Origin of the sequence: Microvirga aerophila (assembly GCF_003332305.1) — a bacterium.
Taxonomy (GTDB): domain Bacteria; phylum Pseudomonadota; class Alphaproteobacteria; order Rhizobiales; family Beijerinckiaceae; genus Microvirga; species Microvirga aerophila.
Genome location: NZ_QOIO01000009.1, coordinates 62,401 through 87,813, shown reverse-complemented (window position 1 = coordinate 87,813; position 25,413 = coordinate 62,401). Strand labels below are relative to the sequence as shown.

Genomic DNA, 25,413 nt, shown 5'->3' with positions numbered 1-25,413 from the left:
TCAAAACAGCGAGAGCTGCCCAGTTTCCTTCACGGGTGGCCTGAAGAGGTCCGTGCGCAGCTTCAGGGAGCGCTTGTTCATGCCAAGTCTTTCGGCCGCCGTCTCGAACCGGCGGCCGATCATCCACGCATAGGGGCCGACTCCGGTCTGCCGCACGCCCCACTCGGCATCGTAATCCTTGCCGCCGCGCGCTTCCTGGAGAAGCGAGAACACGTGGTTGAGCTTGTCCGGGTAATGCTCCGTCAGCCAGTCCCGCATCAGCTCCTTGAGATCGTGCGGCAGCCGAAGCAGCACGTAGCCGGCCTCGGTCGCGCCCGCGGCGGACGCAGCTTTGAGGATCGCCTCGATCTCATGGTCATTGATGGCCGGAATGACCGGAGCCACGAGCACGCAGACCGGGATGCCGGCTTCGGTGAGCTTGCGCACGGTCTTCAGGCGCTTGGCCGGGGAGGCGGCCCGAGGCTCCATGCGTCGGGCGAGCTTTGGGTCGAGGGTGGTGATCGAGATCGCCACCTTGGCGAGCTGCCGGTCGGCCATCTGGCTCAGGATGTCGATGTCGCGGGTGACGAGCGCCGACTTCGTCACGATTCCCACCGGATGATTCGCCCGGTTCAGCACCTCCAGGATGCTGCGCATGATGCGAAAGCGCCGCTCCACCGGCTGGTACGGATCCGTGTTGGACCCGATGGCGATGGTCGCAGGCTGGTAGTTCGGGTTGCGCAGCTCCTTCTCCAGGAGGTCCGGCGCGCTGGGCTTGGCGAAGATCTTGGTCTCGAAATCGAGACCGGACGACAGGCCCTGATAGGCATGGGTCGGGCGGGCGAAGCAATAGGAGCAGCCGTGCTCGCAGCCCCGATAGGGGTTGATCGACCGGTCGTAGCCGATATCCGGCGAATCGTTCTTGGTGATGATCGTGCGGGGCTTCTCGATGATCACCTCGGTCGGAAGCGCTGGCAGCTCTTCCTCCAAGTTCCAGCCGTCATCAAAACCCTCGCGCTGCGCGGCCTCGTAGCGGCCCGTGGGATTGGACACTGCCCCGCGGCCCCGGCGGCGGTCGGTCTCGACCCGATAGGCCGGGTCGTCCATCCGCCGCCGCGCAGCCTCGGCCGCCTCGGCAGGGTTGCGGTTCACGGGCCGGGAGCGGGCGGGATCGCGGGCCGTATCCTTGGCGCGAACGGTCATTTGAGCCTCGAACGGGAGCTATTTATCAATTTTGCTAAGAACGGATAGTGAACATAGAACAGAAATGGAACGAAATCGAGTCTTGCGGAACAGCTTGAAGGCGACGCCGCTTCTGGAAGGCGCTATGCTGCCCGGATGATCACCGTTCTCATTCGCGTAAAACATGGGCCTGAAGCCCTAGCCGTTACCTTGAGCGCCCTCGTACCGGCGGTGGCCGCTGGGCTCATAGGAGATGCCGTAATTCTGACGGGTAAACCGGATGAGACGATTGGCAAGGTTGCCGATGCGGCAGGCGCGACCCTCATCGTGACCTCGGACGGCTCCTGGAAGCGAGGCGCGCAGGCAGCCCGCCGCGACTGGCTCCTGTGCCTAGACGATGGCGACATTCCCCAGGAGGGTTGGATCCGGGTGCTCGACCGGTTCGTCAGCCTTGGAAAGCCCGAGAAGGGCATGGCCCGCCTGCGGCGTCGGCCGGCGGGCTTCCTGCGCACCGGGATCGACGCCCTGCTCGGCCGCCTCGGGATCGCTTCGGTCCGCGCCGGAGACCTTGTCCACCGCAGATACCTCATGGAGGGCGTGAAGGCCCGCGCCCCGGTGCGCCTCGCGGCCACCATCGAACGCGACCCGGTCTTTCGCTGAGACATCTCCATGGCGGATTTTCCTTCGACAGCTGTGTTCTGCCCGGATTCCGAGCTTGGCTATGAGCGCAGCCGAACCCGCTTCACGCCTGGCGATGGCCTCGCGTTCGACGAGGCCTACCGGCTTGCGCACCTGCCGCTCGTCGCCCCTCATCATCCGAAGGTGATCAAGGCGCGGGAGGGCGCGCCCTATGCCGTGGGCCGGCGTCCCCCCGTGTTCTCGCTAGTGCTGCCGGTGCCGGGGACGGCTCTCATCGGGTCGGAAGCTTACCAGGAGTTGAATGCGGAGCTGAGATCCACCCCCTTCGGCCGCAAGATCGCCTGGGACCTCCTCGACCGGCGACGGGAAAAGGTGCACGCCACGATCTGCGGCTCACTCTCCACAGGAGAGCCGCCCGTGTTGGACGAGAGTCAACGCCGTGAACTCGCAGCCTTGGGGCCAATCTCGATCGAGCTGCGAGGGCTGTTTTCCGGCAACGTCAATGTGGGACGTCTTTACCTGCGGGCTTACCCTGAGAGCCGGGACGGACAAAACATCTTCCGGCAGATCCAGCGCATCATGGGAAGGCGGGAGACCGACCTCTACGTGGTGGGAATCTACAACCTGACCGACGATCTCGATGCGGCCGAAGCCACGGCTCTGGGTGATTTGATCGAGCGATGGTGGAGCAGGCCCATCCTGCGGTTCGAGGCCGACCACCTCTGGCTGCTTCGGGCAACCGACGATCTTGTTCTCGACTCGGCTGTCTCTGAGGCGGTGCCGCTGGTTTGAAGGCGCCGCTCAGGCGGGCTTACCATCCTGCAGCTTGCCCCGTTTCAGGTGCTCGTCGAGGCGCGGCATGATCTCGACGAAGTTGCAAGGTTGGTGCCGGTAGTCGAGCTGCGCCTCCAGAATCCCGTCCCACGCATCCTTGCAGGCGCCAGGCGAGCCCGGCAGCACGAAGATGAAGGTGGCGCCCGCAACGCCTGCGGTCGCCCGCGACTGGATCGTGGACGTGCCGATCTTCTCGAACGAGATCCGGTGGAAGATGGCCGAGAAGCCGTCCATGCGCTTCTCGAACAGGGGCTCGATCGCCTCCGGCGTCACGTCGCGTCCCGTGAAACCGGTGCCGCCCGTGGTGATGATCACGTCAATGGCCGGATCCGCGATCCAACCCTGCACTTTGTGGCGAATGGCCTCCACGTCGTCGGGCACGATGGCCCGGTCGCCGAGCCTATGGCCTGCCTTGGTCAAGCGATCGGCAAGAGTGCTTCCCGACTTGTCCTCGTCCAGCGAGCGCGTGTCGGAGACGGTCAGGACCGCGATAGTGAGCGGGACGAACGAAAGGGTCTGGTCGATGCCGGGCATGGGGAACTTCGATATGCCTTTGAGACAGAGTTGCAACTCTTGTCGTTTCGATATGTAGCCAGATCATGCGGTTCTTGAAGATCGTGGCCGTACTCACCGGCGTTGTCATTGCGTGTGGAGCAGGGATTGATCTGTTTTTCCGATTCCACAGTCCTTTTCCACCTCTTGCGTCCGGGTTGCCACATAGGGCCGATGAGGCGGAGCGTGAGTTCAATCGCCGGCTCAACGAGCGATTTCCCGCAAACTCCAGCGAAGCAATACTAAAGACCGTGCTTAAGCAGGAAGGATGGGGTGAACAAAGAACCCTTCAGGATACGCACTATGTGAGCCTGATGAGCTACGCCTCGCTTATCATCAAGGCGAAAGCAACCATTGCATGGCGAGCAAACAACGAAGGACGGCTGATTGAGATACGCGGAAGGTACGGGCTGATAGGTCCGTAAGGATGGGGCCTTACAGCCTTGCCGCTCTGAACGTATCGCAGGCCTGGATCTGTCCGCTCTTCAGTCCTGTGGTCAGCCAGCGCGCCCGCTGCTCCGAGGAGCCGTGGGTGAAGGAATCCGGCACCACGGTTCCCTGCGACTTGCGTTGCAGGCGGTCGTCGCCGATGGCCTCGGCGGCCCCGATGGCCTCCTCGATGTCGCCCTGCTCGAGCGATTGCCAGCGCTGTTGGGAATGATGGGCCCACACCCCCGCAAGGCAGTCGGCCATCAGCTCGACGCGCACGGAAAGCTGGTTCCTCTCGGCTCCGCCGACCTGCTGCTGGCGCTCCTGCACGCGGGGCAGGATGCCGAGCTGGTTCTCCACATGGTGGCCGACCTCATGTGCAAGCACGTAAGCATAGGCAAAATCGCCACCGGCCCGGAAGCGGCGCTGCATCTCCTCGAAGAACGAGAGATCGATATAAACCGTCTGGTCGAGCGGGCAGTAGAACGGCCCCATGGCCGATTGCGCGGCGCCGCAGCCCGAACGCGTCGCGCCCGAGAAGAGCACCAGCTTGGGCGGCTGATATTGACGGTTGGCCTGCTGGGGAAGAACGGTCTTCCACACATCCTCGGTGTTGCCGAGAATGGCGGACGCGAAGCGACCCATCTCGTCCTGCGGCGCGCCTTGCCGACCCTGCTGTTGCTGCTGATAGCCGGAGCCGCCGCCCGTCATCATCTCGGCTCCGCCGATCAGGATGCGCGGATCAATCCCGAGGGCCCAGCCGACCAGGCCGAGGATCACCATGGTGCCGATGCCCAGGCCGCCTGCGCCGCCCATTCCCATGCCGCGCCGGTCTTCGACGTTCGACGAGCTTCGAAAATCTTCCCAGCGCATGATCCACCCTCATCGAAAAAGTCTGCACGGACTTAAAGCTGAACCTTATAGGCGGGTTCCGCCGCCCGTCGGAAGCGAGGTCTATTCTTTTCCGTCGAGAGCCCGGCGAAGAGCTGTGAAATCCCGCCATCCGAGACGCTTCTGCAGCGGCTGGCGCAGCAGATAGGCCGGGTGCAGCGTCGGCAGGGCGCGAATCTCCCGCTCATCCTCGGTCTTGTAGGTGAACCAGCGCCCGCGAGTGCGCAGGATCCCGTCCTTGATGCTGAGCAGGTTCTGGGCAGCGGGGCCGCCGAGGCAGAGCAGGAATTCCGGTCCCGCAAGCTCGATCTGCCGGGCGATGAACGGCTTGCAGATCGCGATTTCCTGCGGGGTGGGGGTGCGATTCCCCGGCGGCCGCCAGGGGACGATGTTGGCAACATAAACCTGGCTGCGGTCGAGCCCGACGGCAGACAGCATCCGGTCGAGGAGCTGGCCCGAGCGTCCCATGAAGGGCTTGCCGATCCGGTCCTCGTCCGCGCCCGGGGCCTCGCCCACGAGCATCACTCGGCCCTGCGGATTGCCGTCCGCAAAAGCCAGGTTCTTGGCACTGAACTTGAGGGCGCAACCGTCGAATCCGGCCAGGATCGCCTCAAGTTCCTCAAGGGATTGGGCGTCCCGCGCCAGTTCCCGGGCCATGGTGGCCACGTCCTCAGGAGACGCAGCAGCCATCTTGGGAAGAGTGCGCGTCGGAGCGGGCGCGCGGGGTGGCTCAGGCTTGGGCTCTGAAGCTCGGGCGGGGGACGTGGCCTTCGGCTCAGCAAAACGGTTGTGCGGGGTCTCGTCCAGCGCAAGATCAACCCCCGCCTCGACGTGAAAGTCGAGGAGAGCCTGAAGAGCATCGCGATCGGAGGGGAAATCCTGCATGGATCGTATGTAAGCATCCCAAGAGGCGTGGACAACTCGATAACGCAGGTATCTCATTGCCCTCGGCGGCTTTTCCCGATTGGATATCGTCTCGCCATTCACTAGGAAGCTTGTGGACGCACTGGCAGTTGTTCATATGTGAACTATCTGCCCTGCAAGGCGTTCGCGTTGGACACACATGGAGTATGAGATGTCGGACCTGGGTGCGCGGGAGGCGATGGAGTTTGACGTGGTGATCGTGGGCGGCGGTCCGGCCGGACTGGCCACGGCCATCCGCCTCCGGCAGCAGGCGGCCCAGGCCGGCCAGGACCTCTCCGTCGTGGTGGTGGAAAAAGGCTCCGAGATCGGCGCCCATATCCTGTCCGGCGCGGTGATTGATCCGCTCGGCCTCGACAGCCTCCTGCCCGAATGGCGCTCCGACTCGGACCGGCCGCTCAAGACCGAGGTGACCGCCGACGAGTTCATGTATCTCGGCCACGCGGGCGGCATCCGCCTGCCCAACGTCTTTATGCCCAAGCTCATGAGCAACCACGGCAACTTCGTCGGCTCGCTCGGCAACGTCGCCCGCTATCTCGGCCGCAAGGCGGAGGAACTCGGGGTCGAGATCTATCCGGGCTTTCCGGCGTCGGAGGTGCTGGTCGAGGACGGCAAGGTGGTGGGCGTGGCCACCGGCGACATGGGCATCGGCCGCAACGGCGAGCCCAACGCCAACTTCACCCGCGGCATGGAGCTTCGCGCCCGCTACACGATTTTCGCCGAGGGCGCGCGCGGTTCGCTGACCAAGCAGATGGTCGAGCGCTTCGGGCTCAATGCCGGGCGCGATCATCAGAAATACGGCATCGGCATCAAGGAACTCTGGCAGGTCAAGCCGGAGCACTTCCGCCCAGGGCTCGTGCGCCATTCCATGGGTTGGCCGTTGCCCAACAACGCCGGCGGTGGCTCGTGGCTGTACCATTTCGACGACCACCTGGTGTCGGTCGGCTTCGTGGTGCACCTCAACTACAAGAACCCGACGCTATCGCCCTTCGACGAGTTCCAGCGCTTCAAGACCCATCCCATGGTGCGCGACGTGTTCGAGGGCGCCAAGCGCATCGGCTACGGGGCGCGGGCCATCATGGAGGGCGGCTGGCAGTCGGTGCCGCGCTTGAGCTTCCCGGGCGGCTGCCTAGTGGGCGACTCGGCCGGCTTCGTGAACGTGCCGCGCATCAAGGGCAGTCACAACGCAATCCTGTCCGGGATGCTGTGCGCAGACCACCTGTTTCCGGCCCTGCAGGCGGGGCGCTCCCATGACGAGATCGCATCCTACGAGGAAGCGTGGCGCTCCTCGCCCATCGGGTACGACCTCAAACGGGTGCGCAACGTCAAGCCGCTGTGGTCGCGCTACGGCACCACCGCCGGGGTGGCGCTGGGCGGGCTCGACATGTGGCTGACAGAGATCTTCGGCTGGTCGCCGTTTGGCACGATGAGCCACGGGAAGCCGGACCATGAGTGCCTGCTGCCGCTGGAGAAGGTGAAGCCGATCAAGTACGACCGCCCGGATGGAATCCTGACCTTCGACAAGCTCTCCTCGGTGTTCCTGTCGAACACCAACCATGAGGAGGACCAGCCGCCGCACCTGCAGGTGCGGGACATGGGGCTGCAGAAGGCGTCTGAGCACGACGTCTATGGCGGGCCGTCGCAGCGCTACTGCCCGGCCGGGGTATACGAGTGGGTGGAGGGCGAGGGGGGCGTGCGCTACCAGATCAACGCGCAGAACTGCGTGCACTGCAAGACGTGCGACATCAAGGATCCCAACCAGAACATCACCTGGGTCACCCCCGAGGGTCCAGGCGGACCCAACTACGTCAACATGTGAGACAAACCGAAGCCTGGGGCGGATGGGTCGCGCCGACCGCCGCCTTCCGCTATCCAGGTCGCTCGGGCGATCCGCTTCTTGGCCTGATCGTCTTTTCTTCACGAGACCTCGACCAGCGGCAATGTTCCCCTTGCCGCCGCGAGAGGGAAACGCCATTCTCCGGCCTGATTTGACGCCCATCTCCCTTGACGAGAGATGTTGCGATGATTGGAGCCGCACTTCGTGCCGACATTCAGATTGCCTTTGGTCCGTAAGGGTCTGCCTGCGCTTGTGTTTTCGATGGCCGGACTCCTGGCCGCGCCCGCCTTGGCGGTCAACACGGATCCGAACGAGACCCTGAGGCCCGCCATGAGCCTCGAGGGCAACTACCTCGCGGCCTATGTGGCCGGCTCAGCCCGCGACACCGCCGCAGCCACCACCTTCTTCCGCGAAGCGATCCAGATCGATCCGCGCAACCAGGAGCTCCTGGAGCGGGCCTTCGTGGCCTTCCTGGCCAACGGATCCATGCCGGAGGCGTTTCGGGCGGCGGAGCGCCTGTCGGCCCGCGACGCCAGCAACAACCTGGCTCAGTTCGCCCTGAGCGTCCGCGCCCTCAAGGCGCAGCGCTACGGCGACGTGCGGGATCGCCTGGCCAAGGCCACCAGCAACCGGCAGGCGGACCTGACCGGGACATTGCTCACCGCCTGGGCCTATGCCGGCTCCAAGGACGGCAAGCGGGCCCTGGCCACCGTGGACCGGCTCAAGAACGAGCGCGCCTTCAATCAGTTTCGCGAGTATCACGCAGCCCTGATCGCCGACGTGACCGGCAATGCGGCCGAGGCCGACAAGCGCTTCAAGGCGGCCTACGAGGGCGAGCGCAACACCCTTCAGGTGGTCGACGCCTATGGCCGCTTCCTGACCAAGCGCGGGCGCAAGGAGGAGGCGCTGGCGCTCTACAAGGGCTTCGACGAGGTGGTGCCGCGCCATCCGGTCGTGCGCGCCGCCATGGATGCGATCAACAACAACAAGCCTCTCCTGCCCACGGTCCAGAATGCTCAGGACGGGGCGGCCGAGCTGCTCTACGGCTTGGGCGTCGTAGGCAACAGCCAGGGCGACGAGCTGACGGCGATCATCTATCTGCGTCTCGGCCTGGATCTCAAGCCCGATCATCCGCTCGCCCTTGTCACGCTGGGCGATGTTTACGAGCGTCTCAAGCAATATGACCGGGCAAACGAGGTCTTCGCCCGCGTGCCGAAGGATGCGCCCGTGCGGGCGAGCGCCGACATCGCAATCGGGCAGAACTACGAGCTTCTCGGCCAAGGCGACCAGGCGATCGCCCATCTCCAGAACCTCATGAAGGAGCGTCCGGACGACGTGGAGGTCGTGATGGCGCTGGGCAACGTGCAGCGCTCCCGCAAGCAGTTCGCGGAGGCCGCCGAGACCTACAGCAAGGCCATCCAGCTGATCGGGACGCCCGATCGCGGCCACTGGATCCTCTATTTCTACCGTGGAACCTCCTACGAGCGTTCGAAACAGTGGGACAAGGGCGAGGCTGATTTGAAGAAGGCCATGGAGCTCGTTCCCGACACTTTACCGGCCGGCAAAGCTCAGGTCCTGAACTACCTCGCTTATTCCTGGGTCGACCAGAACATGAATATCGACGAGGCCTTCAAGATGCTCACCCGCGCGGTGGAGCTTGCGCCCCGCGACGGCATGATCATCGACTCCCTAGGCTGGGCCTATTACCGCATGGGCCGCTACGACGACGCGGTTCGCGAGCTGGAAAAAGCCGTCGAGCTCAAGGCTGGCGACCCTGTGATCAACGATCATCTAGGCGACGCCTATTGGAAGGTCGGCCGCAAAATCGAGGCCAAGTTCCAGTGGACGCACGCGAAGGATTCGAATCCTGAGCACGAGGACCTGATCAAGATCCTCAAGAAGATCGACAACGGCATGGACGAGGCGACCCCGGCCGCCGAAACCACTCCTCCGCCGGCCATCGAGGCGCCAAAGCAGAGCGGCGGTTAGTCGACCCTCCGCCGTCATCCCCGGGCTTGTCCCGGGGATCCACGCCTTGTTCGCTCCGACATTCGAAGACGTGGATGGCCGGCACCAGCCCGGCCATGACGAGGACTACCCGATGGTTCGCGCCATCTTCCCAACTGTCCCGCTCTGAGGCATGGGTGTCCCATGTCTCTGCCGCTTGCCACCCGCGCGCCTGCCAAGATCAACCTGACGCTCCACGTGGTGGGGCGGCGGGCGGATGGCTATCATGATCTGGAAAGTCTCGTAGCGTTTGCCCGCACGGGTGACAACATCCGGCTCGAACCGGGTCCGGCGCTTGCCCTTGAGGTGAGCGGTCCGACGGCTTCTCTCGCGGGGAACGATGCGGACAACCTCGTTCTGAAAGCCGCGCGGCTCCTCGGCGAACGTGTCGACGGCCTGCGCGTGGGCGTCTTTCACCTGACCAAGCGTCTGCCGGTCGCTGCCGGCATCGGCGGCGGCTCGTCCGATGCCGCCGCGGCCCTACGGCTCCTTGCGCGCCTGAATGGTCTAGCCCTGTCCCATCCGGCGGTTCGGGAAGCTGCGCGCCTGACGGGCGCCGATGTGCCAGTCTGCCTGGAGCCGCGCGCCCGAATGATGCGCGGGGCCGGCGAGGTTCTGGGGCCTGCGCTCCGCCTGCCGCAACTCTTCGCGGTACTGGTCAATCCCCGGGTTCCCGTCGAGACCCCGGCAGTCTTCAAGGCGCTGGGATTGCGGGCGGGCGAGTCTTTTTCCGGGGCAGCACATCCGGACTTGGAGGCAGAGTCCCGTTCGACCATCAGCCTGCTCAAGGACGCACGCAACGACCTGGAACTGCCAGCCACAAGGCTTCAGCCGCTGATCGCAGAGGCGCTGGAATTGGTGTCAGGCACGGCGCAATGCCGCCTCGCACGCATGTCCGGATCGGGCGCGACCGTGTTCGGCCTCTATGACGATTGCCGGACTGCCGCCGAGGCGGCGAAGCGGATCAGGCGCGACAGGCCCGACTGGTGGGTGAAGGCCACGAGCCTTCGATAGTCACCGGCCACAAAGCACTCTCAGGCGCGTTCAAGGCTTCTCCCCTTGGGACACCATTCCTGCCGCTGCGTCATGAGGACGCCTAGGCCATCTGGTCTAACGACGGACCGGAGAAGCAATGTTATAAAATATTTAACAAAGTAGGCTTAGCGCTTTGAACGAGCCGATCAGCCATGAAGAATAAGGGGCTTAATGCATGAATATTCCCGGTCAGATCTTCGAATGGGAAGGCCTCACCCAACCGTCCTACTACGGCGGACAAATCCTCGCCCAAACCGGTCTCGCGGCCATGGACCAGATCGTGGCAACCGGCGCCAGCACCGTGACGATCGTACCTAACTTCTTCCAAGAGAATAAATTCAGCAGCTCGGTGCACTTGAGGCTCGGCGATCCGAACAATCCCTGGGACAACGAGAGCGACACCTTCCAGCAGGTCAAGCAATCCATCCTTGAGGCCAAGGCGCGCGGGCTCAATGTCGTACTCAAGCCCCATGTGGAAACGGAGAACCGCGTCTGGCGCGCCCAGATTGAACCCACCGATCCCAAGGCTTGGTTCGACAGCTACAAGGCCATGATGGTCGAATACGCTAAGGCCGGGCAGGAGGCAGGCGCGGCGATGCTTTGCGTCGGCACCGAGATGGTGAGCATGACGGACCCGACCAAGGTCTGCAGCGACGGCAAGACCTATACCCAGAAATGGGCCGAGATTATCGATGCCGTGCGCGCCGTTTATTCAGGCAAGATCACCTATGCGGCCACGTACGAGGAAACGACGAAAGTCGCTTTCTGGGACAAGGTCGATTACATCGGGGTCGATGCTTATATCCCATCCTCGACAATCGATAATCCGACTGTCGATCAGATCGTAGACGCGTGGGTCAAGCCGCATTTCAACCCGTGGATTCGCGATACTCTGCACGGGGGCAAATCCGTCGTCGATTACTACAAGGCGCTTTCCGAGCAATACGGCAAGCAGGTGATCTTCACCGAGGTCGGCTATCGCAGCAAGGATGGCGCGAACAAAGACCCAGGACTTTTCGGCGGCGACGGCGCAGTCGATTTCCAGGAACAGGTGGATTGCTACACCGCCTTGTTCAAGGTGATGGAGAACTATGGCGGGCAATGGCTCGCGGGCTCCTTCATGTGGAGCTATTACTCCTTCGCGAACCCGATGGAAGAACGAGGCGTGTCGTGGGCGGACTACACCACGCAGCACAAGCCCGCCAACCAGGCGATCACCGAGCATTATTCGACCCCGACCCACACCGCGGGCCTTGTCTGGAACGGCACGGCGGCCGTCAACAAAATCGACGCCGGTTATCACAATGATCGTCTCTGGGGCGGCAACGGACATGACCAGATCAACGGCGGCGCGGACAACGATGTCTTAACCGGCGGGTTTGGCAACGACGCTCTTGATGGCGGAGCGGGCGATCAGGACAAGGCCGTCTTCAGCGGCAGGCGTGCGGACTATACCATCACCAAGAAACAAGACGGCTCGTTCACGGTTGAGGACAATCGGACCGACGGCGATGGGCGCGATACGGTCTCAGGGGTCGAAGCGTTCCAGTTCTCGGACATGACCGTACCGCCTCCGAGTGATCCAGGGACGCCAAGCGATCCTGGTACCCCAAGCACCCCAAGCACTCCAACTCCCCCAAGCAACCCAAGTACTCCGGTCCCTAACCCAGGCACCGGCACCGGATCTCAGGATCAGGTTCTGATCGGCACCAGCAAGGCCAACGCACTGGTCGGCGGCGCAGGCAACGACCGGCTCTACGGCAAGGGCGGCAAGGACGTACTCACCGGCAATGCGGGTCAGGACATCTTCGTGTTCGACACCAAGGCGAACAGCAAAACCAACCGCGACACCATCACCGACTACTCGGTGGCCGATGACACGATCTGGCTGTCGGACAGCGTGTTCAAGAAGCTCGGCAAGGGCACGGAGGCGGCTCCGACCAAGCTCAAGAAGGCGTTCTTCAAGGTGGGCACGAAAGCAGCCGATAAGAACGACTACCTGGTCTACAACAAGAAGACCGGCGTGCTGTCCTACGATGCCGACGGCTCGGGCGCAGGAAAAGCCGTCGAGATCGCTAAGCTGACGAAGAACCTCAAGCTCACCCAAGACGACTTCTTCATCGTCTGACGAAAGACGCAGGCTCTCAATAGGCGCGGGCGATGCAGAAATCGACCGCGTCGAGGAGGGCCTGCTTCATCGGGCTTTTCGGGAACAGCGCGAGGGCATCCCGGGCCATGGCGCCGTAGTGGCGCGCCCGCTCGACTGTGTCCTCGAGCGCCCGGTGCCGGCGCATGATGGCGATGGCCTGCTCGAGATCGGCGTCCGTGATGTCGCCCTGTTCGAGGACGCGCTTCCAGAAGGCCCGCTCCTCGTCCGTCCCGCGACGGAACGAGAGGACCACCGGCAGGGTGATCTTTCCCTCGCGGAAATCGTCGCCTACGTTCTTGCCCAGCGTCGCGGCCTTGCCGCCGTAATCGAGAGCGTCGTCCACGAGCTGGAACGCGATGCCGAGATTCATCCCATAGGAGCGGCAGGCAGCCTGCTCGGCCTTGGGACGATTGGCGATGACCGGACCCACCTCGCAGGCGGCGGCGAAGAGCTCCGCGGTCTTGCCGCGAATGACCGCCAGGTACTCGTCCTCAGTAGTCTCGGTATTCTTTGCGGCGGCGAGCTGCATGACCTCACCCTCGGCGATCACGGTCGCGGCCGCCGACAGGATATCGAGGGCGCGCAGCGACCCTACTTCGACCATCATGCGGAAGGCTTGGCCGAGCAGGAAGTCGCCGACCAGCACGCTCGCCTCGTTGCCCCATTTGATGCGGGCGGCGATCTTGCCCCGGCGCATGTCGCTCTCGTCCACCACGTCGTCGTGGAGGAGGGTGGCCGTGTGCATGAACTCGACGCTCGCCGCGAGTTTGACGTGCCCGTCGCCCTCGTAACCCGACAGGCCTGCGGTCGCGAGCGTCAGCATGGGCCGCAGGCGCTTGCCGCCCGACGAGATGAGGTGGTTCGCCACCTCCGGGATCATGGTGACCTCCGACCCCGTGCGGGACAGGATCATCGCATTGACCCGTTCCATATCCGAGGCCACAAGGGAGACGAGCCTCTTGATGCTCGCATGCTTGTCAGGATGCTTGTCTTCGAACGGAACGACGACGCCCACGTCTCAAACCCGGGTTGCCGGCCGGCACGGCCGGTAGGAATATGAAGCCACCGTGGCATGGCACTTTTCATGCTGCAATGCAAACGCCTGCCGCAGGGGGAGGAACCAGCGCCGATGGTCGAAATCGTCCGCACCAACGATCTCGTTCTGATCGGCTTCCTACAGTCCTTATTGGAAAACGCCAATATCCCGGTCTTTGTGGCGGATATGCATATCAGCGCCCTCGAGGGCATGATCGGCGCGTTCCCTCGCCGCATCCTCGTCCCGGAGGATCATGCGGCCCAAGCCCGCCGCCTCATCGGGGAGGCCGGGCTCGAAGCCGAGCTGCGGCATGTTTGACACCACGGACGACAGGCTTCTGGGCGGACGGGTCCACCTGACCCAGCCGGCCAAGGGCCATCGGTCTGGGACGGACGCCGTGCTGTTGGCCGCTGCCGCGCCCGTGCGGCCCGGCGACGTGGTGATCGACGTGGGAGCCGCAACCGGGGCCGTCGGCCTGATGGCCGCGACCCGGGTGCCGGACGCTAGGCTCATCTTCGTGGAGCGAGACCCGGAGCTGGCCGAGCTTTGCCGCGCCAACTGCAACGAAAACCGGGTCGACGCGCAGGTCCTGGCGGCCGATATTCTGGACAAGGGCTCGCGGCTTGCCGCCGGGCTCAGCCCTGAAAGCGCCGACGTGGTTCTGACCAACCCTCCTTTCCTGGAAGAGGGCCAGGCGCGGATCTCGCCTGACTCGAGACGGGCGGCTGCTCATGCCCTCCCGTCCGGCGGGCTGGAGGGCTGGCTTCGCGCCTGTAAGGGTCTGCTCAGGCCCAAGGGCTGGCTGGTCCTTATCCATCGGGCGGACCGCCTCGCCGAATGCCTGAATATTCTCGGAAGTGGCATGGGAGACATCCAGCTCCGGATCGTCCATCCGGCGGCGGATCAGCCCGCGATCCGGTTCCTGTTGTCGGCACGGAAGGGGAGCCGCGCCCCTTTGCGTATTCTCCCGCCGGTCATCCTGAACGGCCCCGATGGACGGTTCACGCCGGAGGCCGAGGCCCTGCACAGGGGAGAAGCGGTTCTCACATGAAAGCGGGCGCCCGAAGGCGCCCGCATCCAAAGCTTCGATAGGGTGTTAGCGGCAGATCCGCGTTCTTAGCGGCAAATCCGCACTGGACGCCGGACCCAGCGGTAGCCGTTCCAGACGGTCCGGGGACGCACGAAGCAGCGCGGCGCCACATAAGCGGGCGCGAAGCCATAGCGGGGGTAGGGACGATAGCCGCGGTACGGACGATACCCACGGTCACGCCGCCACTCGCCATCGCGCCGCCAGTCACGACGAGGCCCGTACTGCACCGTGACGACCGGAGCGCCGCCCCCGTAGTAGCCGTAGCCGCCGCGCCCATAATAGGGCTGGGCTTCGGCCGGTGCCGCACTCAAGGCGCCGAACCCGAGCGCAAGAAATCCGAAAAGGCCGAACATCAGTTTACGCATCTTCATTGTCTCCTCAACTCTGGGCCTTGTACCGGCCTGCAACAGAGTATCGACAGGGCCGTTATCCAGGATGAAAGTTTAGGACGGCTTAACTGAACGACAACCGACCAGTTCCCTAAAAGTCTGTTCATCTTGGGAAGCTGCGCCGCGCGCCCTACATGTAGCCCATGTCCAATACGTCCCTTTCCAAACTGCTCCCGGAGCGCCTGCTATTCCTCCTGCCCAAACGGTTTAGGGCTCAGCATCCGGTCGTTCCCGTCGTGCGTTTCTCGGGCCCCATCGGGGCCGTCATGCCCCTGCGCTCAGGCTTGGCCATGTCCAACATGGCCGCCGTGCTGGAACGGGCGTTTTCGGTGCAGGGCGCAAAGGCCGTGGCCCTCGTCATCAATTCCCCGGGCGGTTCGGCGGCCCAGTCCCATCTCATGTTCCGGCGCATCCGCGCGTTGGCCGAGGAGAAGAACCTGCCGGTCCTCGCCTTCGTGGAGGATGCGGCGGCCTCCGGCGGCTACATGATCGCCTGCGCGGCCGACGAGATCTTCGCCGATCCGGCCTCCATCGTGGGCTCCATCGGGGTGGTGTCGGCAAGTTTCGGCTTCGATCGCCTCATCGAGCGGTTCGGCATCGAGCGGCGGGTCTATACGGCAGGCACCAACAAGGCGATGCTCGATCCGTTTCAGCCGGAGAAGCCCGAAGATGTGGAGCGCCTGAAAAGCCTCCAGCGCAACATTCATGACGTTTTCGTCAGCCTCGTGAAGTCCCGTCGCGGCGAAAAGCTCGACCAGGCCAACGGCGATCTCTTCACCGGCGCGTTCTGGGTTGGCCAGGAGGCCAAGGCCCTTGGATTGATCGATGGCTTGGGCGACATCCGGACAATCATGCGCGCCCGCTTCGGCGAGAAGGTGCAACTGCGCATAATCGAGCCGGCCCGCCCGCCGCTCCTGGGTCGCCTTCTCGGTCGCCGCTCCCCGGTTCCCAGCAGCGTGCTGGATCCCGCCGAAATGCTTGGAGCGCTGGAGGAACGCGCTTCCTGGTCACGGCTGGGGCTGTAGGCGCTGCATTGTCATTCAGAGCTCCGCTGCGCGGCCCCGGAATGACAAGAGATATTCCCTCCGCTTGACTTGCGCCGCCCCAACTCCCAAGGGTTCGGCTGAAATCTTCAACCATCGGACGCCGATATGACGAGCGAACCCGCGCATATGAATCCCGCGCGCTCCTTCCAAGGGCTGATCCTGACGCTGCAGCGCTATTGGGCCGAGCAGGGCTGCGTGATCCTACAGCCCTATGACATGGAAATGGGCGCGGGTACCTTCCACCCGGCGACCACCATGCGGGCGCTGGGCCCCAAGCCCTGGCGCGCGGCCTACGTGCAGCCTTCCCGCCGCCCCAAGGACGGCCGCTACGGCGAGAACCCGAACCGGCTCCAGCACTACTACCAGTTCCAGGTGATCCTGAAGCCGAACCCGCCGAACCTTCAGGAACTCTATGTGAAGTCCCTGGAAGCCATCGGCATCGACACCGCCGTCCACGACATCCGCTTCGTCGAGGACGATTGGGAGAGCCCAACGCTGGGCGCCTGGGGTCTCGGCTGGGAGTGCTGGTGCGACGGCATGGAGGTCTCGCAGTTCACCTACTTCCAGCAGGTTGCGGGCGTGGAATGCTCGCCTGTCGCCGGTGAGCTGACCTACGGGCTCGAGCGTCTGGCCATGTACCTCCAGGGCGTGGACTCGATCTTCGATCTCAACTTCAATGGACTCGAAGGGGACCAGAAGGTTACCTACGGGCAGGTGTTCCAGCAGGCCGAGCAGGAATATTCCCGGCACAACTTCGAATACGCCGACACCGAGATGCTGTTTCGCCATTTCCGCGACGCGGAGGCCGCTTGCCGCAAATATCTGGCCGAGGGCGAGCCTAAGCCAGACTCCAACGACAGCCGCCACCTCATGGCGCTGCCCGCATACGACCAGGCCATCAAGGCGAGCCATGTGTTCAACCTGCTCGACGCTCGCGGCGTGATCTCCGTCACCGAGCGCCAGAGCTACATCCTGCGCGTGCGCGAACTGGCCAAGGCCTGCGGCGCCGCGTGGCTTAAGACCGAGGGCGGGAGCGTGGCTGTCTAAGCCGACGTCCCTGAATCCTCCATTTCTCGATTTCAAAGTTCTGTCATGCCCGATCTTCTGCTTGAGCTCTTTTCCGAAGAAATCCCCGCCCGGATGCAGCGGCGTGCAGCCGAGGACTTGAAGAAGCTTTTGACCGATGCGCTCGTGGAGCGCGGCTTCCTATATGAGGGCGCGAAGGCCTTCGCGACGCCCCGGCGGCTCGCGCTTCACATCGCGGGCCTCCCGGTGAAGGGGAAGGATGTTCGTGAGGAGCGCAAAGGTCCGCGTGTCGGCGCGCCGGATGCGGCGGTGCAGGGCTTCCTGAAAGGAGCGGGACTCGCCTCGCTCGATCAGGCAAAGATCGAGACAGACCCGAAGAAGGGCGAGTTCTACGTGGCCGTGATCGAAAAACCCGGCCGCACCACGCAGGACGTGCTGGCGGAGATCATCCCGCAGATCGTCAAGACCTTCCCGTGGCCGAAATCCATGCGGTGGGGCGCGGCTTCATCGGAGGCCGGCAGCTTGCGGTGGGTGCGTCCGTTGCAATCCGTCGTCTGTACCTTCGGACCCGAGACCGAGGATCCGGAGGTAGTGCGCTTCGACATCGACGGCATCCCGTCCGGCGACGTCACGCACGGCCACCGCTTTATGGCTCCGGGTTCGTTCCGCGTGAAGCGCTTCGACGATTACGCGCCGGCCCTGGAGCGCGCCAAGGTCGTCCTCGATGCAGACCGCCGCAAGGACATCATTCTCCACGATGCGCGGGACCTCGCCTTTGCGCAAGGGCTCGAACTCGTCGAGGACGAGGGCTTGCTGGAGGAAGTCGCGGGCCTTGTGGAATGGCCGGTGGTGCTCATGGGCTCGTTCGACGAGTCCTTCCTGGCCATTCCGCCCGAGGTGATCCGCACCACGATCCGCGCCAACCAGAAATGCTTCGTGCTGCGCGATCCGCGCACCGACAAGCTCGCCAACAAGTTCCTGCTCACCTCGAACCTCATCGCGAAGGATGGCGGCAAGACCATCGTGGGCGGCAACGAGCGCGTGGTACGTGCTCGTCTCTCCGACGCGAAATTCTTCTGGGAGACGGACCAGAAGGTGAAGCTGGAAGATCGACTGGAAAAGCTGAAGACCATCGTGTTCCACGAGAAGCTCGGCACCCAGTACGAGCGCGTGGAGCGCATCGCGGCGCTCGCCAAGGAACTAGCTCCCATCGTTGGTGCCGATCCCGCGCTGGCGGAGCGCGCCGCGCGCCTCGCCAAGGCCGACCTCGTGACCGAAATGGTCGGCGAGTTTCCCGAATTGCAGGGCCTCATGGGGCGCTATTACGCGGCGTTGCAGGGCGAGAACGCGAGCGTCGCGGCGGCAATCGAAGAGCACTACAAGCCCCTCGGCCCCTCCGACCGCGTGCCGACCGATCCGGTTTCGGTGGCCGTGGCGCTGGCCGACAAGATCGACACGCTGGTGGGCTTCTGGGCCATCGATGAAAAGCCCACGGGATCGAAGGATCCTTATGCGCTCCGTCGTGCGGCTTTGGGCGTGATTAGGCTGGTTCTGGAAAACAATCTCAAGCTTTCGCTTACTAGTCTTTTGGCAAAGCCCTTTGCCAGGACCGCAAATGCTGCGCTCTTCGCAGAATTTCTGAAAGCGAAGGAGTTGGTGGAAGCCATTGAGCGAAGCCCATTCGCTCCCGTGGTCGAGCATCCCTCCGTGTCCGAATTGGCGGGGATCTTCCAGCAGCGGCAGATTGCCGAGGCGGAAAAACTCGCACGCATCATGCATGCTCGCGCGTTGGATCTCCTGTCCTTCTTCGCCGACCGCCTCAAAGTTTACCTCCGCGATCAAGGTGCACGGCACGATCTCATCGATGCGGTGTTCGCGCTCGAAGGCCAGGACGACCTGCTCATGATTGTTCGCCGGGTCGAGGCGCTCGGCCGGTTCCTCGATACCGAGGACGGCGCGAATCTGCTGGCTGGCTGCCGCCGCGCTGCGAATATTTTGCGCATCGAGGAAAAGAAGGACGGGCGCTCCTACAGCGAGGCTCCTGACCTTCACATCGTGAACGACCAGGGCCAGATCGAGGAAAAGGCGCTGGCGGTGGTTCTCGATGGGGCAAGCCGCGAGGCGGCCGAAGCAGTGCAGAATGAGGATTTTGAGGGGGCCATGCGCGCTTTGTCGCGGTTGCGCCAACCGGTGGACGCCTTTTTCGACAAGGTGACCGTCAATGCCGAGGACCCGGCACTGCGCGAGAACCGCCTGAGGCTCCTGAATGCTTTCCGCGAGGCGACGAGATCGGTGGCTGATTTCTCGCGGATTGAGGGGTAAAAGGTTAATTCGCTTCTCGCTGTTGCGTTAACATCACAGCCATGCCGCCTGCTTCGCGTTAGGCAGGCGGCAACTCCGTAACCGTGGAAGACCGATGATCACTCGACGCCTCCTCATCGGCGCTCTTGCCATTGCGCCCCTCGCTGCCTGCCAGACCGCCCAGCAGCCCCAGTCTGTTGCTGCGGCCGACCCTTATGAGGGCTGGTATGTCGGCTTCATGCCCGACCAGCCGCACAATGTGCCGCTGGTGGATCGCCGCAAGATGGACGCGAAGTATGCGCGCCAGACGGTGGCCTATAATGGCCCCGAGAAGCCCGGCTCCATCGTGGTCGATATCGACGAGCGGCACCTATACTTCGTCCAGGCCGACAACACGGCGATTCGCTACGGCGTCGGCGTGGGCAAGCAGGGCTTCTCATGGAGAGGGACTGCGACGGTCGGCCGCAAGGGTGTTTGGCCTGCTTGGTCGCCCACCAAGACCATGGTCGGCATCAAGCCCGACCTGCCGCGCCACATGGAAGCCGGCATCGACAATCCGCTCGGCGCCCGCGCCCTCTACCTGCATCAGAACGGCGCCGACACGCTCTTCCGTATCCACGGCACCAACGAGCCCTGGAGCATCGGCGAGCAGGTCTCGTCCGGCTGCGTGCGCATGCTGAACGAGGACGTGGTCGACCTGTACGAGCGCGTTCCGGTGGGCACCATGGTCTATGTGAAGCGCAACGGCCGCTACCGGGTCTGATCAGACTTTACCCAATGAATAAGATGGCCGGGTTCTCCCGGCCATTTTCTTTTCTGCCCGAGGCGTGAATGGGCCAGCCCCGTTCCTGCCAGGCCTGTCCCGGCCATCCACGTCCAAGCGCCCTCTGGCTCGGATCCCCGGCACGGGGCCCGGCACGACGGGTTGCAACGCAACGCCGTAGCGTCCTTAGACTAAGGAACCTTGGCCGTTCAGGTTGCGTTTTGGTTCGGCATGCTTCAAGCCATCACCTGCGCTTCAGCAGGACGTTAAGCCAAAAAGGGTCGAGCGATGACGCAGTGGGTCTATACCTTCGGTGACGGGAAGGCCGAGGGCGAGGCGGGGATGAAGAACCTGCTGGGCGGCAAGGGAGCCAACCTTGCCGAAATGTCCAACCTCGGATTGCCGGTTCCGCCCGGCTTCACCATCACGACCGAGGTCTGCACCTATTACTACGATCATGGCCAGTCCTATCCGCAGGAGCTCAAAAGCCAGGTCGAGAAGGCTTTGAGCTATGTGGGCGGCCTTACGGGCCGCACCTTCGGCGATGCCGCGAACCCGCTTCTCGTCTCCGTTCGGTCCGGCGCCAGGGCTTCCATGCCCGGCATGATGGACACGGTCCTCAATCTTGGCCTCAACGATACCACCGTCGAGGCAGTGGCCAAGGATGCGGGCGACGAGCGTTTTGCCTACGATTCCTACCGCCGCTTCATCACCATGTATTCCAACGTGGTGCTCGGCATCGAGCACCACCACTTCGAGGAAGTGCTCGACGAGTACAAGGACCGCCGCGGCTATACCCTCGACACGGACGTGACCGCCTCCGACTGGAAGGCCCTGATCCCGCGCTACAAGAGCATCGTCGAGAAGGAGCTGGGCCAGCCTTTCCCGCAGGACCCGCACGAGCAGCTCTGGGGCGCCATCGGAGCCGTGTTCGGCTCCTGGATGAACAACCGCGCCATCAAGTACCGCGAGCTTCACGCCATTCCGGCGAGCTGGGGCACGGCCGTAAACGTGCAGGCCATGGTGTTCGGCAACATGGGCGAAACGTCCGCCACGGGCGTCGCCTTCACCCGCAATCCCTCGACCGGCGAGAAGGAGCTCTATGGCGAGTTCCTCATCAACGCCCAGGGCGAGGACGTGGTGGCGGGCATTCGCACCCCGCAGGACATCACCGAGAAGGCCCGCATCGCCTCCGGCTCGGACAGGCCCTCCATGGAACAGGCCATGCCGGAGGCCTACAACGAGCTGGTGCGCATCTACGGCATTCTCGAAAAGCACTACCGTGACATGCAGGACATGGAATTCACGGTCGAGAAGGGCAAGCTCTGGATGCTCCAGACCCGCAACGGCAAGCGCACGGCGAAAGCCGCGCTGCGCATCGCGGTCGAGCTGGCGTCCGAGGGGCTGATTTCGCAGGACGAGGCTGTCAACCGGGTCGATCCGGCGGCCCTCGATCAGCTTCTCCATCCCACCATCGACCCCAAGGCCGAGCGCAACATTTTGGCCACCGGCCTGCCGGCTTCCCCCGGCGCGGCCTCGGGCGAGATCGTGTTCAACTCCGACGACGCGGAAGCCGCCAAGAAGGCCGGCCGCAAGGTCATCCTGGTGCGCATCGAGACGAGCCCTGAGGACATTCACGGCATGCATGCGGCCGAGGGCATCCTCACCACCCGCGGCGGCATGACGTCCCACGCGGCGGTGGTCGCGCGCGGCATGGGCAAGCCCTGCGTGTCCGGTGCGGGCTCGATCCGCGTCGATTACGCGGCCCAGACCCTCACCGTGGCGGGCCAGTCGCTCAAAAAGGGCGACATCATCACCATCGACGGCTCCAACGGCCAAGTGCTGCTCGGCGAGGTGAAGATGCTGGAGCCGGAGCTTTCCGGCGAGTTCGCCACGCTCATGGGATGGGCCGACAAGGTGCGCCGCATGAAGGTGCGCGCCAACGCCGAAACACCACTGGATGCCAAGACCGCCCGCACTTTCGGCGCTGAAGGTATCGGCCTGTGCCGCACCGAGCACATGTTCTTCGAAGGTGACCGCATCATCGCGGTGCGCGAGATGATCCTCTCCGACGACGAGGCCGGCCGCCGCGCCGCACTCGCCAAGCTTCTTCCGATGCAGCGAGCCGATTTCGTCGAGCTGTTCACCATCATGAGCGGTCTGCCGGTGACAATCCGCCTGCTCGACCCGCCGCTGCACGAGTTCCTGCCGCACTCGGAAGCCGAGATGCAGGAAGTGGCGAAGGCGATGAATACCTCTGTCGACAAGCTCAAGCGCCGCGCCGTCGACCTGCACGAGTTCAACCCGATGCTCGGCTTCCGGGGCGTGCGCCTCGCGGTGGCTTATCCGGAAATCGCCGAGATGCAGGCGCGGGCCATCTTCGAGGCAGCGGTGGAAGCCGCTCGCGCCACAGGCAAGCCGGTGGTGCCGGAGGTGATGGTGCCGCTCGTCATGACGAAGGCGGAGCTCGATCTCGTGAAAGCGCGCATCGTCGCCATGGCGGAGGCGGTCTCCAACGAAACCGGCGTCACGGTGGAGTATCAGGTCGGCACGATGATCGAGTTGCCACGCGCCGCGTTGCGCGCAGGCGAGATCGCGGAATCGGCGGAGTTCTTCTCCTTCGGCACCAACGATCTGACACAGACGGCGCTGGGCATCTCCCGCGACGACGCAGCATCCTTCTTAGGCTCCTACACCAGCAAGGGCATTCTCCCGGCCGATCCGTTCGTGACCATTGATCAGGAGGGCGTGGGCGAGCTAATCAAGATTGCGGCGGAGCGCGGCAAGCGCACCCGCAACGGCATCAAGCTCGGGATTTGCGGCGAGCATGGCGGCGATCCGGCCTCGATCCATTTCTGCCAACAAACGGGTCTCGACTACGTGTCGTGCTCGCCGTACCGCGTGCCGATCGCCCGTCTGGCGGCCGCCCAGGCCGCGCTCGGCAGCAAGGCCGCGAGCCAGGCTTAAAGCGATTATGGCCATATCCCGCAGCAGGGCGATCTACTTCGCCATCATGCTCGTCGCCGGCATCGTGATCGGGCTTGCGGCGGCGCAGCAGCCGGCGTGGCGGGAGGCTGTGATTACTCCTGCCGCCTGGCCGTTCCTGGTTTCACTGGTGGTCGACATTGCGATCGGACAGGCTGCGGCGCAGGGCAAAGCCGAGCCCCTCACCATGGGCGATCGCTTCGTGGGAGTTATCGGCGCAGGCCTCATCGTCACGGCGATCCTTGCCTTCAGCACCTGATATCGCTGGCGGAGATACAATGAACATGCACAAGGGGTCCTGCCATTGCGGCAAGGTGGCGTTCGAGGTCGAGACGAAGCTTGAACAGGTCATCGAATGCAACTGCTCCCATTGCCGGCGCAAAGGCTACCTTTTGACCTTCGTGCCGCGGGGAGCGCTCACCATCCTTCACGGTGAGGACGACCTCTCCACCTATACGTTCAACACGCACACGATCCAGCATCGCTTCTGCGCCACCTGCGGCAGCGCCCCGTTCGGCGAAGGCAAGAACCCGAACGGCGAGGCCATGGCGGCCATCAATGTGCGGTGCCTGGACGTCGAGCTGTCGGAGTTGAACCCCGTTCCGGTGAACGGTCGGAACTTCTGACGGAGCCTCGCCCTACTGTCGTTCCGGGGCCGCGTGGCGGAGCCCGGAATCTATAAACACCAAGGCCTCAGGAGGAGGCGGTACGCGTCCGCTTCCTTCGTCATCGTCGTGATTATGGGTTCCGGGTTCGTCTCTGCGAGCCGCCCGGAATGATGGTGGGCTGCAAGACGCCGATGGCCGGGACGAGCCCGGCTATGACAAATGCTCGTTCTTTCAAGCAGTCGCGCCTTCGGATCGTCGCAGCCCCATGTACTGCAGCTCCGCATACATGAGCACGACGAGCGCCTGCCCAATGACGAAGGCATAGCCCGCGCGGGTTGGCTCGACCCAGCCGCTAATGAGCAGCAGGAGGCTATCCGCCGTCCAGATCACGTTGCCGATCACCACAGCCCACACGATGGGCCGCTGCAATTGCTCCCGCAGGCCCAGATAGGCGATGAACGCCGCATAAGGCAGCAGGATCGCGCCCGCGAGGCGAAGCAGCATCTCGGGCAGGCCGAGCAGGCCCGAGAGAGGGCCGGCGCCGAGCAGCATCAGCAGGCCGCAGGCGGCGCTGGTGACCGCATCGGACAGCAGGGTTTGGCGCAGAAGAGGGGAGGGATGAAGCATCGGCATGGCAGGCTCCTTTCGCTTGGGTCCTCGGCTCTCCGGTGCGGATAACCTTCATCGACCGTGGCTCAAGGATCGCGCCGGCTCGTAGTCCCGTCGATTACCTCGGAGGTCATTGGAAGAAGACGCGGCCTCACGCTATCGTCCGTCCATGATGACCACGAACTCCACCAAGACTGTCGGTGACCACATCCGCGAATGGCGTACGCGCCGCCGCATGAGCCAGCTCGACCTGGCGCTCGAGGCCGACATTTCCACTCGCCATCTCAGCTTCCTCGAGACGGGCCGTTCCCAGCCCAGCCGCGAGATGGTGCAGCTCCTCGCCGAGAAGCTCGAACTCCCCTTGCGGGAGCGCAACGTCATGCTGGTCTCGGCCGGCTATGCGCCGGTCTATTCGGAAAAGTCCTTGGACGATCCGGCGTTGCAGGCCGCGCGCCAGGCGGTCGATCTCGTGCTCAAAGGGCATGATCCCTATCCGGCCCTTGCGATCGATCGGCGCTGGTCGTTGATCGCCGCCAACGACGCGCTGTTCCGTCTCGTCGGCGACGTGGATCCCGCCCTGTTGAAGCCCCCCGTCAATGTGCTGCGCCTGAGCGTGCATCCGGCAGGTCTCGCCCGGCGCATCGTGAACTTCACGGAATGGCGCAATCATTTGATCGCCCGCTTGCGCCATCAGGTCGATGTCACCGGCGACGAATACCTGTCGAATCTGATCGACGAGCTACGTGCTTATCCAACACCGGACAAGGCGGCCCGTAGACCTGCGAACCCGCAGGATTATGCAGGCGTGCTCGTGCCCCTGCGGCTCATGACCGGAGACGAAACCCTGACCCTGTTCAGCACCACCACGGTATTCGGAACTCCGGTCGACGTGACCTTGTCCGAACTTGCCATCGAAGCCTTCTTCCCGGCAGACTCGGAAACAGCAGCAGCCCTGAGGCGACTGGGCGAATGCTGATCGATAGACGCGGAGCGCCCTCTACGCTCGATCGTCGTAGCCCGGAAGGCCCGTCCTGGCGGAGGGTAGGTCCTGTCTATTGCGGGAGGCGGCTACTGGATCTGGAGATCCTGCAAGTATAGGCTGCCC

General features: G+C 63.9%; 24 protein-coding genes. 17 read left to right on the top strand and 7 right to left on the bottom strand.

From position 1 onward, the window contains the following. Complete coding sequence (locus tag DRB19_RS06890; RefSeq protein ID WP_245439310.1) at positions 1–1,086, bottom strand: PA0069 family radical SAM protein; 1,086 nt, start codon at positions 1,084–1,086, stop codon at positions 1–3. Positions 1,087–1,317: 231 nt separating this feature from the next. On the opposite strand from DRB19_RS06890, the gene DRB19_RS06885 reads away from it, so the two are divergent. Both DRB19_RS06885 and DRB19_RS06880 read left to right on the top strand, forming a co-directional pair. Beyond that, complete coding sequence (locus DRB19_RS06885) at positions 1,318–1,821, top strand: hypothetical protein (RefSeq protein WP_114185295.1); 504 nt, start codon at positions 1,318–1,320, stop codon at positions 1,819–1,821. Between the two features lie 9 nt (positions 1,822–1,830). Beyond that, the gene (locus tag DRB19_RS06880; RefSeq protein ID WP_114185294.1) at positions 1,831–2,592 is read left to right on the top strand and encodes a hypothetical protein; all 762 of its coding nucleotides are present in this window, start codon (positions 1,831–1,833) and stop codon (positions 2,590–2,592) included. Positions 2,593–2,601: 9 nt separating this feature from the next. Here the strand turns inward: DRB19_RS06880 and moaB are convergent, their stop codons facing one another. Next, positions 2,602–3,168 carry a molybdenum cofactor biosynthesis protein B gene (gene moaB, locus DRB19_RS06875; protein WP_114185293.1) on the bottom strand — a complete coding sequence of 189 codons (567 nt, stop codon included), beginning with the start codon at positions 3,166–3,168 and terminating at the stop codon, positions 2,602–2,604. Positions 3,169–3,242: 74 nt separating this feature from the next. Here moaB and DRB19_RS06870 point away from each other — a divergent pair, with 74 nt between their 5' ends. Beyond that, positions 3,243–3,611, top strand: coding sequence for a hypothetical protein (locus DRB19_RS06870; RefSeq protein ID WP_147021685.1), 369 nt, complete (start codon positions 3,243–3,245; stop codon positions 3,609–3,611). A gap of 10 nt (positions 3,612–3,621) precedes the next feature. Here DRB19_RS06870 and ypfJ read toward each other — a convergent pair whose 3' ends face one another. Further along, positions 3,622–4,488 (bottom strand): KPN_02809 family neutral zinc metallopeptidase, encoded by an 867-nt coding sequence (gene ypfJ / locus DRB19_RS06865; protein WP_114185291.1) that lies wholly within the window; start codon positions 4,486–4,488, stop codon positions 3,622–3,624. 81 nt (positions 4,489–4,569) lie between these two features. Then, on the bottom strand, positions 4,570–5,391 hold the full coding sequence (locus DRB19_RS06860; RefSeq protein ID WP_114185290.1) for a uracil-DNA glycosylase: 822 nt from the start codon (positions 5,389–5,391) through the stop codon (positions 4,570–4,572). 190 nt (positions 5,392–5,581) lie between these two features. On the opposite strand from DRB19_RS06860, the gene DRB19_RS06855 reads away from it, so the two are divergent. The 4 genes from DRB19_RS06855 (at position 5,582) to DRB19_RS06835 (ending at position 12,434) form a co-directional block, all read left to right on the top strand. Next, positions 5,582–7,246 carry an electron transfer flavoprotein-ubiquinone oxidoreductase gene (locus tag DRB19_RS06855; protein ID WP_114185357.1) on the top strand — a complete coding sequence of 555 codons (1,665 nt, stop codon included), beginning with the start codon at positions 5,582–5,584 and terminating at the stop codon, positions 7,244–7,246. Between the two features lie 279 nt (positions 7,247–7,525). Further along, the gene (locus tag DRB19_RS06850) at positions 7,526–9,253 is read left to right on the top strand and encodes a tetratricopeptide repeat protein (RefSeq protein WP_114185356.1); all 1,728 of its coding nucleotides are present in this window, start codon (positions 7,526–7,528) and stop codon (positions 9,251–9,253) included. Between the two features lie 162 nt (positions 9,254–9,415). Further along, the gene (locus DRB19_RS06840) at positions 9,416–10,285 is read left to right on the top strand and encodes a 4-(cytidine 5'-diphospho)-2-C-methyl-D-erythritol kinase (protein WP_114185288.1); all 870 of its coding nucleotides are present in this window, start codon (positions 9,416–9,418) and stop codon (positions 10,283–10,285) included. A 196-nt stretch (positions 10,286–10,481) separates the two neighbouring features. Further along, complete coding sequence (locus DRB19_RS06835) at positions 10,482–12,434, top strand: glycoside hydrolase family 113 (protein ID WP_114185287.1); 1,953 nt, start codon at positions 10,482–10,484, stop codon at positions 12,432–12,434. Positions 12,435–12,450: 16 nt separating this feature from the next. Here the strand turns inward: DRB19_RS06835 and DRB19_RS06830 are convergent, their stop codons facing one another. Next, entirely contained in the window at positions 12,451–13,470 is a 1,020-nt protein-coding gene (locus DRB19_RS06830; protein WP_114185286.1) for a polyprenyl synthetase family protein, read from the bottom strand. Between the two features lie 114 nt (positions 13,471–13,584). Between DRB19_RS06830 and DRB19_RS06825 the strand changes: the two genes are divergently transcribed. Both DRB19_RS06825 and DRB19_RS06820 read left to right on the top strand, forming a co-directional pair. Continuing rightward, positions 13,585–13,809: a putative signal transducing protein gene (locus tag DRB19_RS06825; RefSeq protein WP_114185355.1), complete on the top strand. Its 225-nt coding sequence runs from the start codon at positions 13,585–13,587 to the stop codon at positions 13,807–13,809. Next, the gene (locus tag DRB19_RS06820; RefSeq protein WP_114185285.1) at positions 13,802–14,542 is read left to right on the top strand and encodes a tRNA1(Val) (adenine(37)-N6)-methyltransferase; all 741 of its coding nucleotides are present in this window, start codon (positions 13,802–13,804) and stop codon (positions 14,540–14,542) included. Before DRB19_RS06825 ends, DRB19_RS06820 begins: the two co-directional genes overlap by 8 nt. A 65-nt stretch (positions 14,543–14,607) precedes the next feature. Here DRB19_RS06820 and DRB19_RS06815 read toward each other — a convergent pair whose 3' ends face one another. Further along, positions 14,608–14,952, bottom strand: a complete 345-nt coding sequence (locus DRB19_RS06815) for a hypothetical protein (RefSeq protein ID WP_114185284.1) — start codon at positions 14,950–14,952, stop codon at positions 14,608–14,610. A 161-nt stretch (positions 14,953–15,113) separates the two neighbouring features. Between DRB19_RS06815 and DRB19_RS06810 the strand changes: the two genes are divergently transcribed. The 7 genes from DRB19_RS06810 to DRB19_RS06780 all read left to right on the top strand — a co-directional run bounded on the left by DRB19_RS06810 (position 15,114) and on the right by DRB19_RS06780 (position 23,717). After that, on the top strand, positions 15,114–15,995 hold the full coding sequence (locus DRB19_RS06810) for a S49 family peptidase (protein WP_114185283.1): 882 nt from the start codon (positions 15,114–15,116) through the stop codon (positions 15,993–15,995). Positions 15,996–16,121: 126 nt separating this feature from the next. Then, positions 16,122–17,063 (top strand): glycine--tRNA ligase subunit alpha, encoded by a 942-nt coding sequence (locus DRB19_RS06805; protein ID WP_114185282.1) that lies wholly within the window; start codon positions 16,122–16,124, stop codon positions 17,061–17,063. Positions 17,064–17,108: 45 nt separating this feature from the next. Beyond that, positions 17,109–19,364: a glycine--tRNA ligase subunit beta gene (glyS, locus tag DRB19_RS06800; protein WP_114185281.1), complete on the top strand. Its 2,256-nt coding sequence runs from the start codon at positions 17,109–17,111 to the stop codon at positions 19,362–19,364. Between the two features lie 94 nt (positions 19,365–19,458). After that, complete coding sequence (locus DRB19_RS06795; protein ID WP_114185280.1) at positions 19,459–20,106, top strand: L,D-transpeptidase; 648 nt, start codon at positions 19,459–19,461, stop codon at positions 20,104–20,106. 288 nt (positions 20,107–20,394) lie between these two features. Next, complete coding sequence (gene ppdK / locus DRB19_RS06790) at positions 20,395–23,073, top strand: pyruvate, phosphate dikinase (protein WP_114185279.1); 2,679 nt, start codon at positions 20,395–20,397, stop codon at positions 23,071–23,073. Positions 23,074–23,080: 7 nt separating this feature from the next. Then, positions 23,081–23,350, top strand: a complete 270-nt coding sequence (locus DRB19_RS06785) for a hypothetical protein (protein WP_114185278.1) — start codon at positions 23,081–23,083, stop codon at positions 23,348–23,350. A gap of 19 nt (positions 23,351–23,369) precedes the next feature. Continuing rightward, the gene (locus DRB19_RS06780; RefSeq protein WP_114185277.1) at positions 23,370–23,717 is read left to right on the top strand and encodes a GFA family protein; all 348 of its coding nucleotides are present in this window, start codon (positions 23,370–23,372) and stop codon (positions 23,715–23,717) included. 213 nt (positions 23,718–23,930) lie between these two features. Here the strand turns inward: DRB19_RS06780 and DRB19_RS06775 are convergent, their stop codons facing one another. Beyond that, the gene (locus DRB19_RS06775; RefSeq protein WP_114185276.1) at positions 23,931–24,332 is read right to left on the bottom strand and encodes a hypothetical protein; all 402 of its coding nucleotides are present in this window, start codon (positions 24,330–24,332) and stop codon (positions 23,931–23,933) included. A 148-nt stretch (positions 24,333–24,480) separates the two neighbouring features. Here DRB19_RS06775 and DRB19_RS06770 point away from each other — a divergent pair, with 148 nt between their 5' ends. After that, the gene (locus tag DRB19_RS06770; protein ID WP_114185354.1) at positions 24,481–25,284 is read left to right on the top strand and encodes a helix-turn-helix domain-containing protein; all 804 of its coding nucleotides are present in this window, start codon (positions 24,481–24,483) and stop codon (positions 25,282–25,284) included. Positions 25,285–25,413 lie beyond the last annotated feature (129 nt).

Bases quoted from the DNA above. Each gene is read 5' to 3' on its own strand.
- DRB19_RS06840 (WP_114185288.1), top strand. From the start codon at position 9,416: ATGTCTCTGCCGCTTGCCACCCGCGCGCCTGCCAAGATCAACCTGACG.
- DRB19_RS06810 (WP_114185283.1), top strand. From the start codon at position 15,114: ATGTCCAATACGTCCCTTTCCAAACTGCTCCCGGAGCGCCTGCTATTC.
- DRB19_RS06785 (WP_114185278.1), top strand. From the start codon at position 23,081: ATGGCCATATCCCGCAGCAGGGCGATCTACTTCGCCATCATGCTCGTC.
- DRB19_RS06850 (WP_114185356.1), top strand. From the start codon at position 7,526: ATGGCCGGACTCCTGGCCGCGCCCGCCTTGGCGGTCAACACGGATCCG.
- ppdK (WP_114185279.1), top strand. From the start codon at position 20,395: ATGACGCAGTGGGTCTATACCTTCGGTGACGGGAAGGCCGAGGGCGAG.
- DRB19_RS06890 (WP_245439310.1), bottom strand. From the start codon at position 1,086: ATGGACGACCCGGCCTATCGGGTCGAGACCGACCGCCGCCGGGGCCGC.
- DRB19_RS06805 (WP_114185282.1), top strand. From the start codon at position 16,122: ATGACGAGCGAACCCGCGCATATGAATCCCGCGCGCTCCTTCCAAGGG.
- DRB19_RS06825 (WP_114185355.1), top strand. From the start codon at position 13,585: ATGGTCGAAATCGTCCGCACCAACGATCTCGTTCTGATCGGCTTCCTA.
- DRB19_RS06835 (WP_114185287.1), top strand. From the start codon at position 10,482: ATGAATATTCCCGGTCAGATCTTCGAATGGGAAGGCCTCACCCAACCG.
- DRB19_RS06860 (WP_114185290.1), bottom strand. From the start codon at position 5,391: ATGCAGGATTTCCCCTCCGATCGCGATGCTCTTCAGGCTCTCCTCGAC.
- moaB (WP_114185293.1), bottom strand. From the start codon at position 3,168: ATGCCCGGCATCGACCAGACCCTTTCGTTCGTCCCGCTCACTATCGCG.
- DRB19_RS06885 (WP_114185295.1), top strand. From the start codon at position 1,318: ATGATCACCGTTCTCATTCGCGTAAAACATGGGCCTGAAGCCCTAGCC.
- DRB19_RS06795 (WP_114185280.1), top strand. From the start codon at position 19,459: ATGATCACTCGACGCCTCCTCATCGGCGCTCTTGCCATTGCGCCCCTC.
- ypfJ (WP_114185291.1), bottom strand. From the start codon at position 4,488: ATGCGCTGGGAAGATTTTCGAAGCTCGTCGAACGTCGAAGACCGGCGC.
- DRB19_RS06815 (WP_114185284.1), bottom strand. From the start codon at position 14,952: ATGAAGATGCGTAAACTGATGTTCGGCCTTTTCGGATTTCTTGCGCTC.
- DRB19_RS06770 (WP_114185354.1), top strand. From the start codon at position 24,481: ATGACCACGAACTCCACCAAGACTGTCGGTGACCACATCCGCGAATGG.
- DRB19_RS06855 (WP_114185357.1), top strand. From the start codon at position 5,582: ATGTCGGACCTGGGTGCGCGGGAGGCGATGGAGTTTGACGTGGTGATC.
- DRB19_RS06775 (WP_114185276.1), bottom strand. From the start codon at position 24,332: ATGCCGATGCTTCATCCCTCCCCTCTTCTGCGCCAAACCCTGCTGTCC.
- glyS (WP_114185281.1), top strand. From the start codon at position 17,109: ATGCCCGATCTTCTGCTTGAGCTCTTTTCCGAAGAAATCCCCGCCCGG.
- DRB19_RS06880 (WP_114185294.1), top strand. From the start codon at position 1,831: ATGGCGGATTTTCCTTCGACAGCTGTGTTCTGCCCGGATTCCGAGCTT.
- DRB19_RS06780 (WP_114185277.1), top strand. From the start codon at position 23,370: ATGAACATGCACAAGGGGTCCTGCCATTGCGGCAAGGTGGCGTTCGAG.
- DRB19_RS06820 (WP_114185285.1), top strand. From the start codon at position 13,802: ATGTTTGACACCACGGACGACAGGCTTCTGGGCGGACGGGTCCACCTG.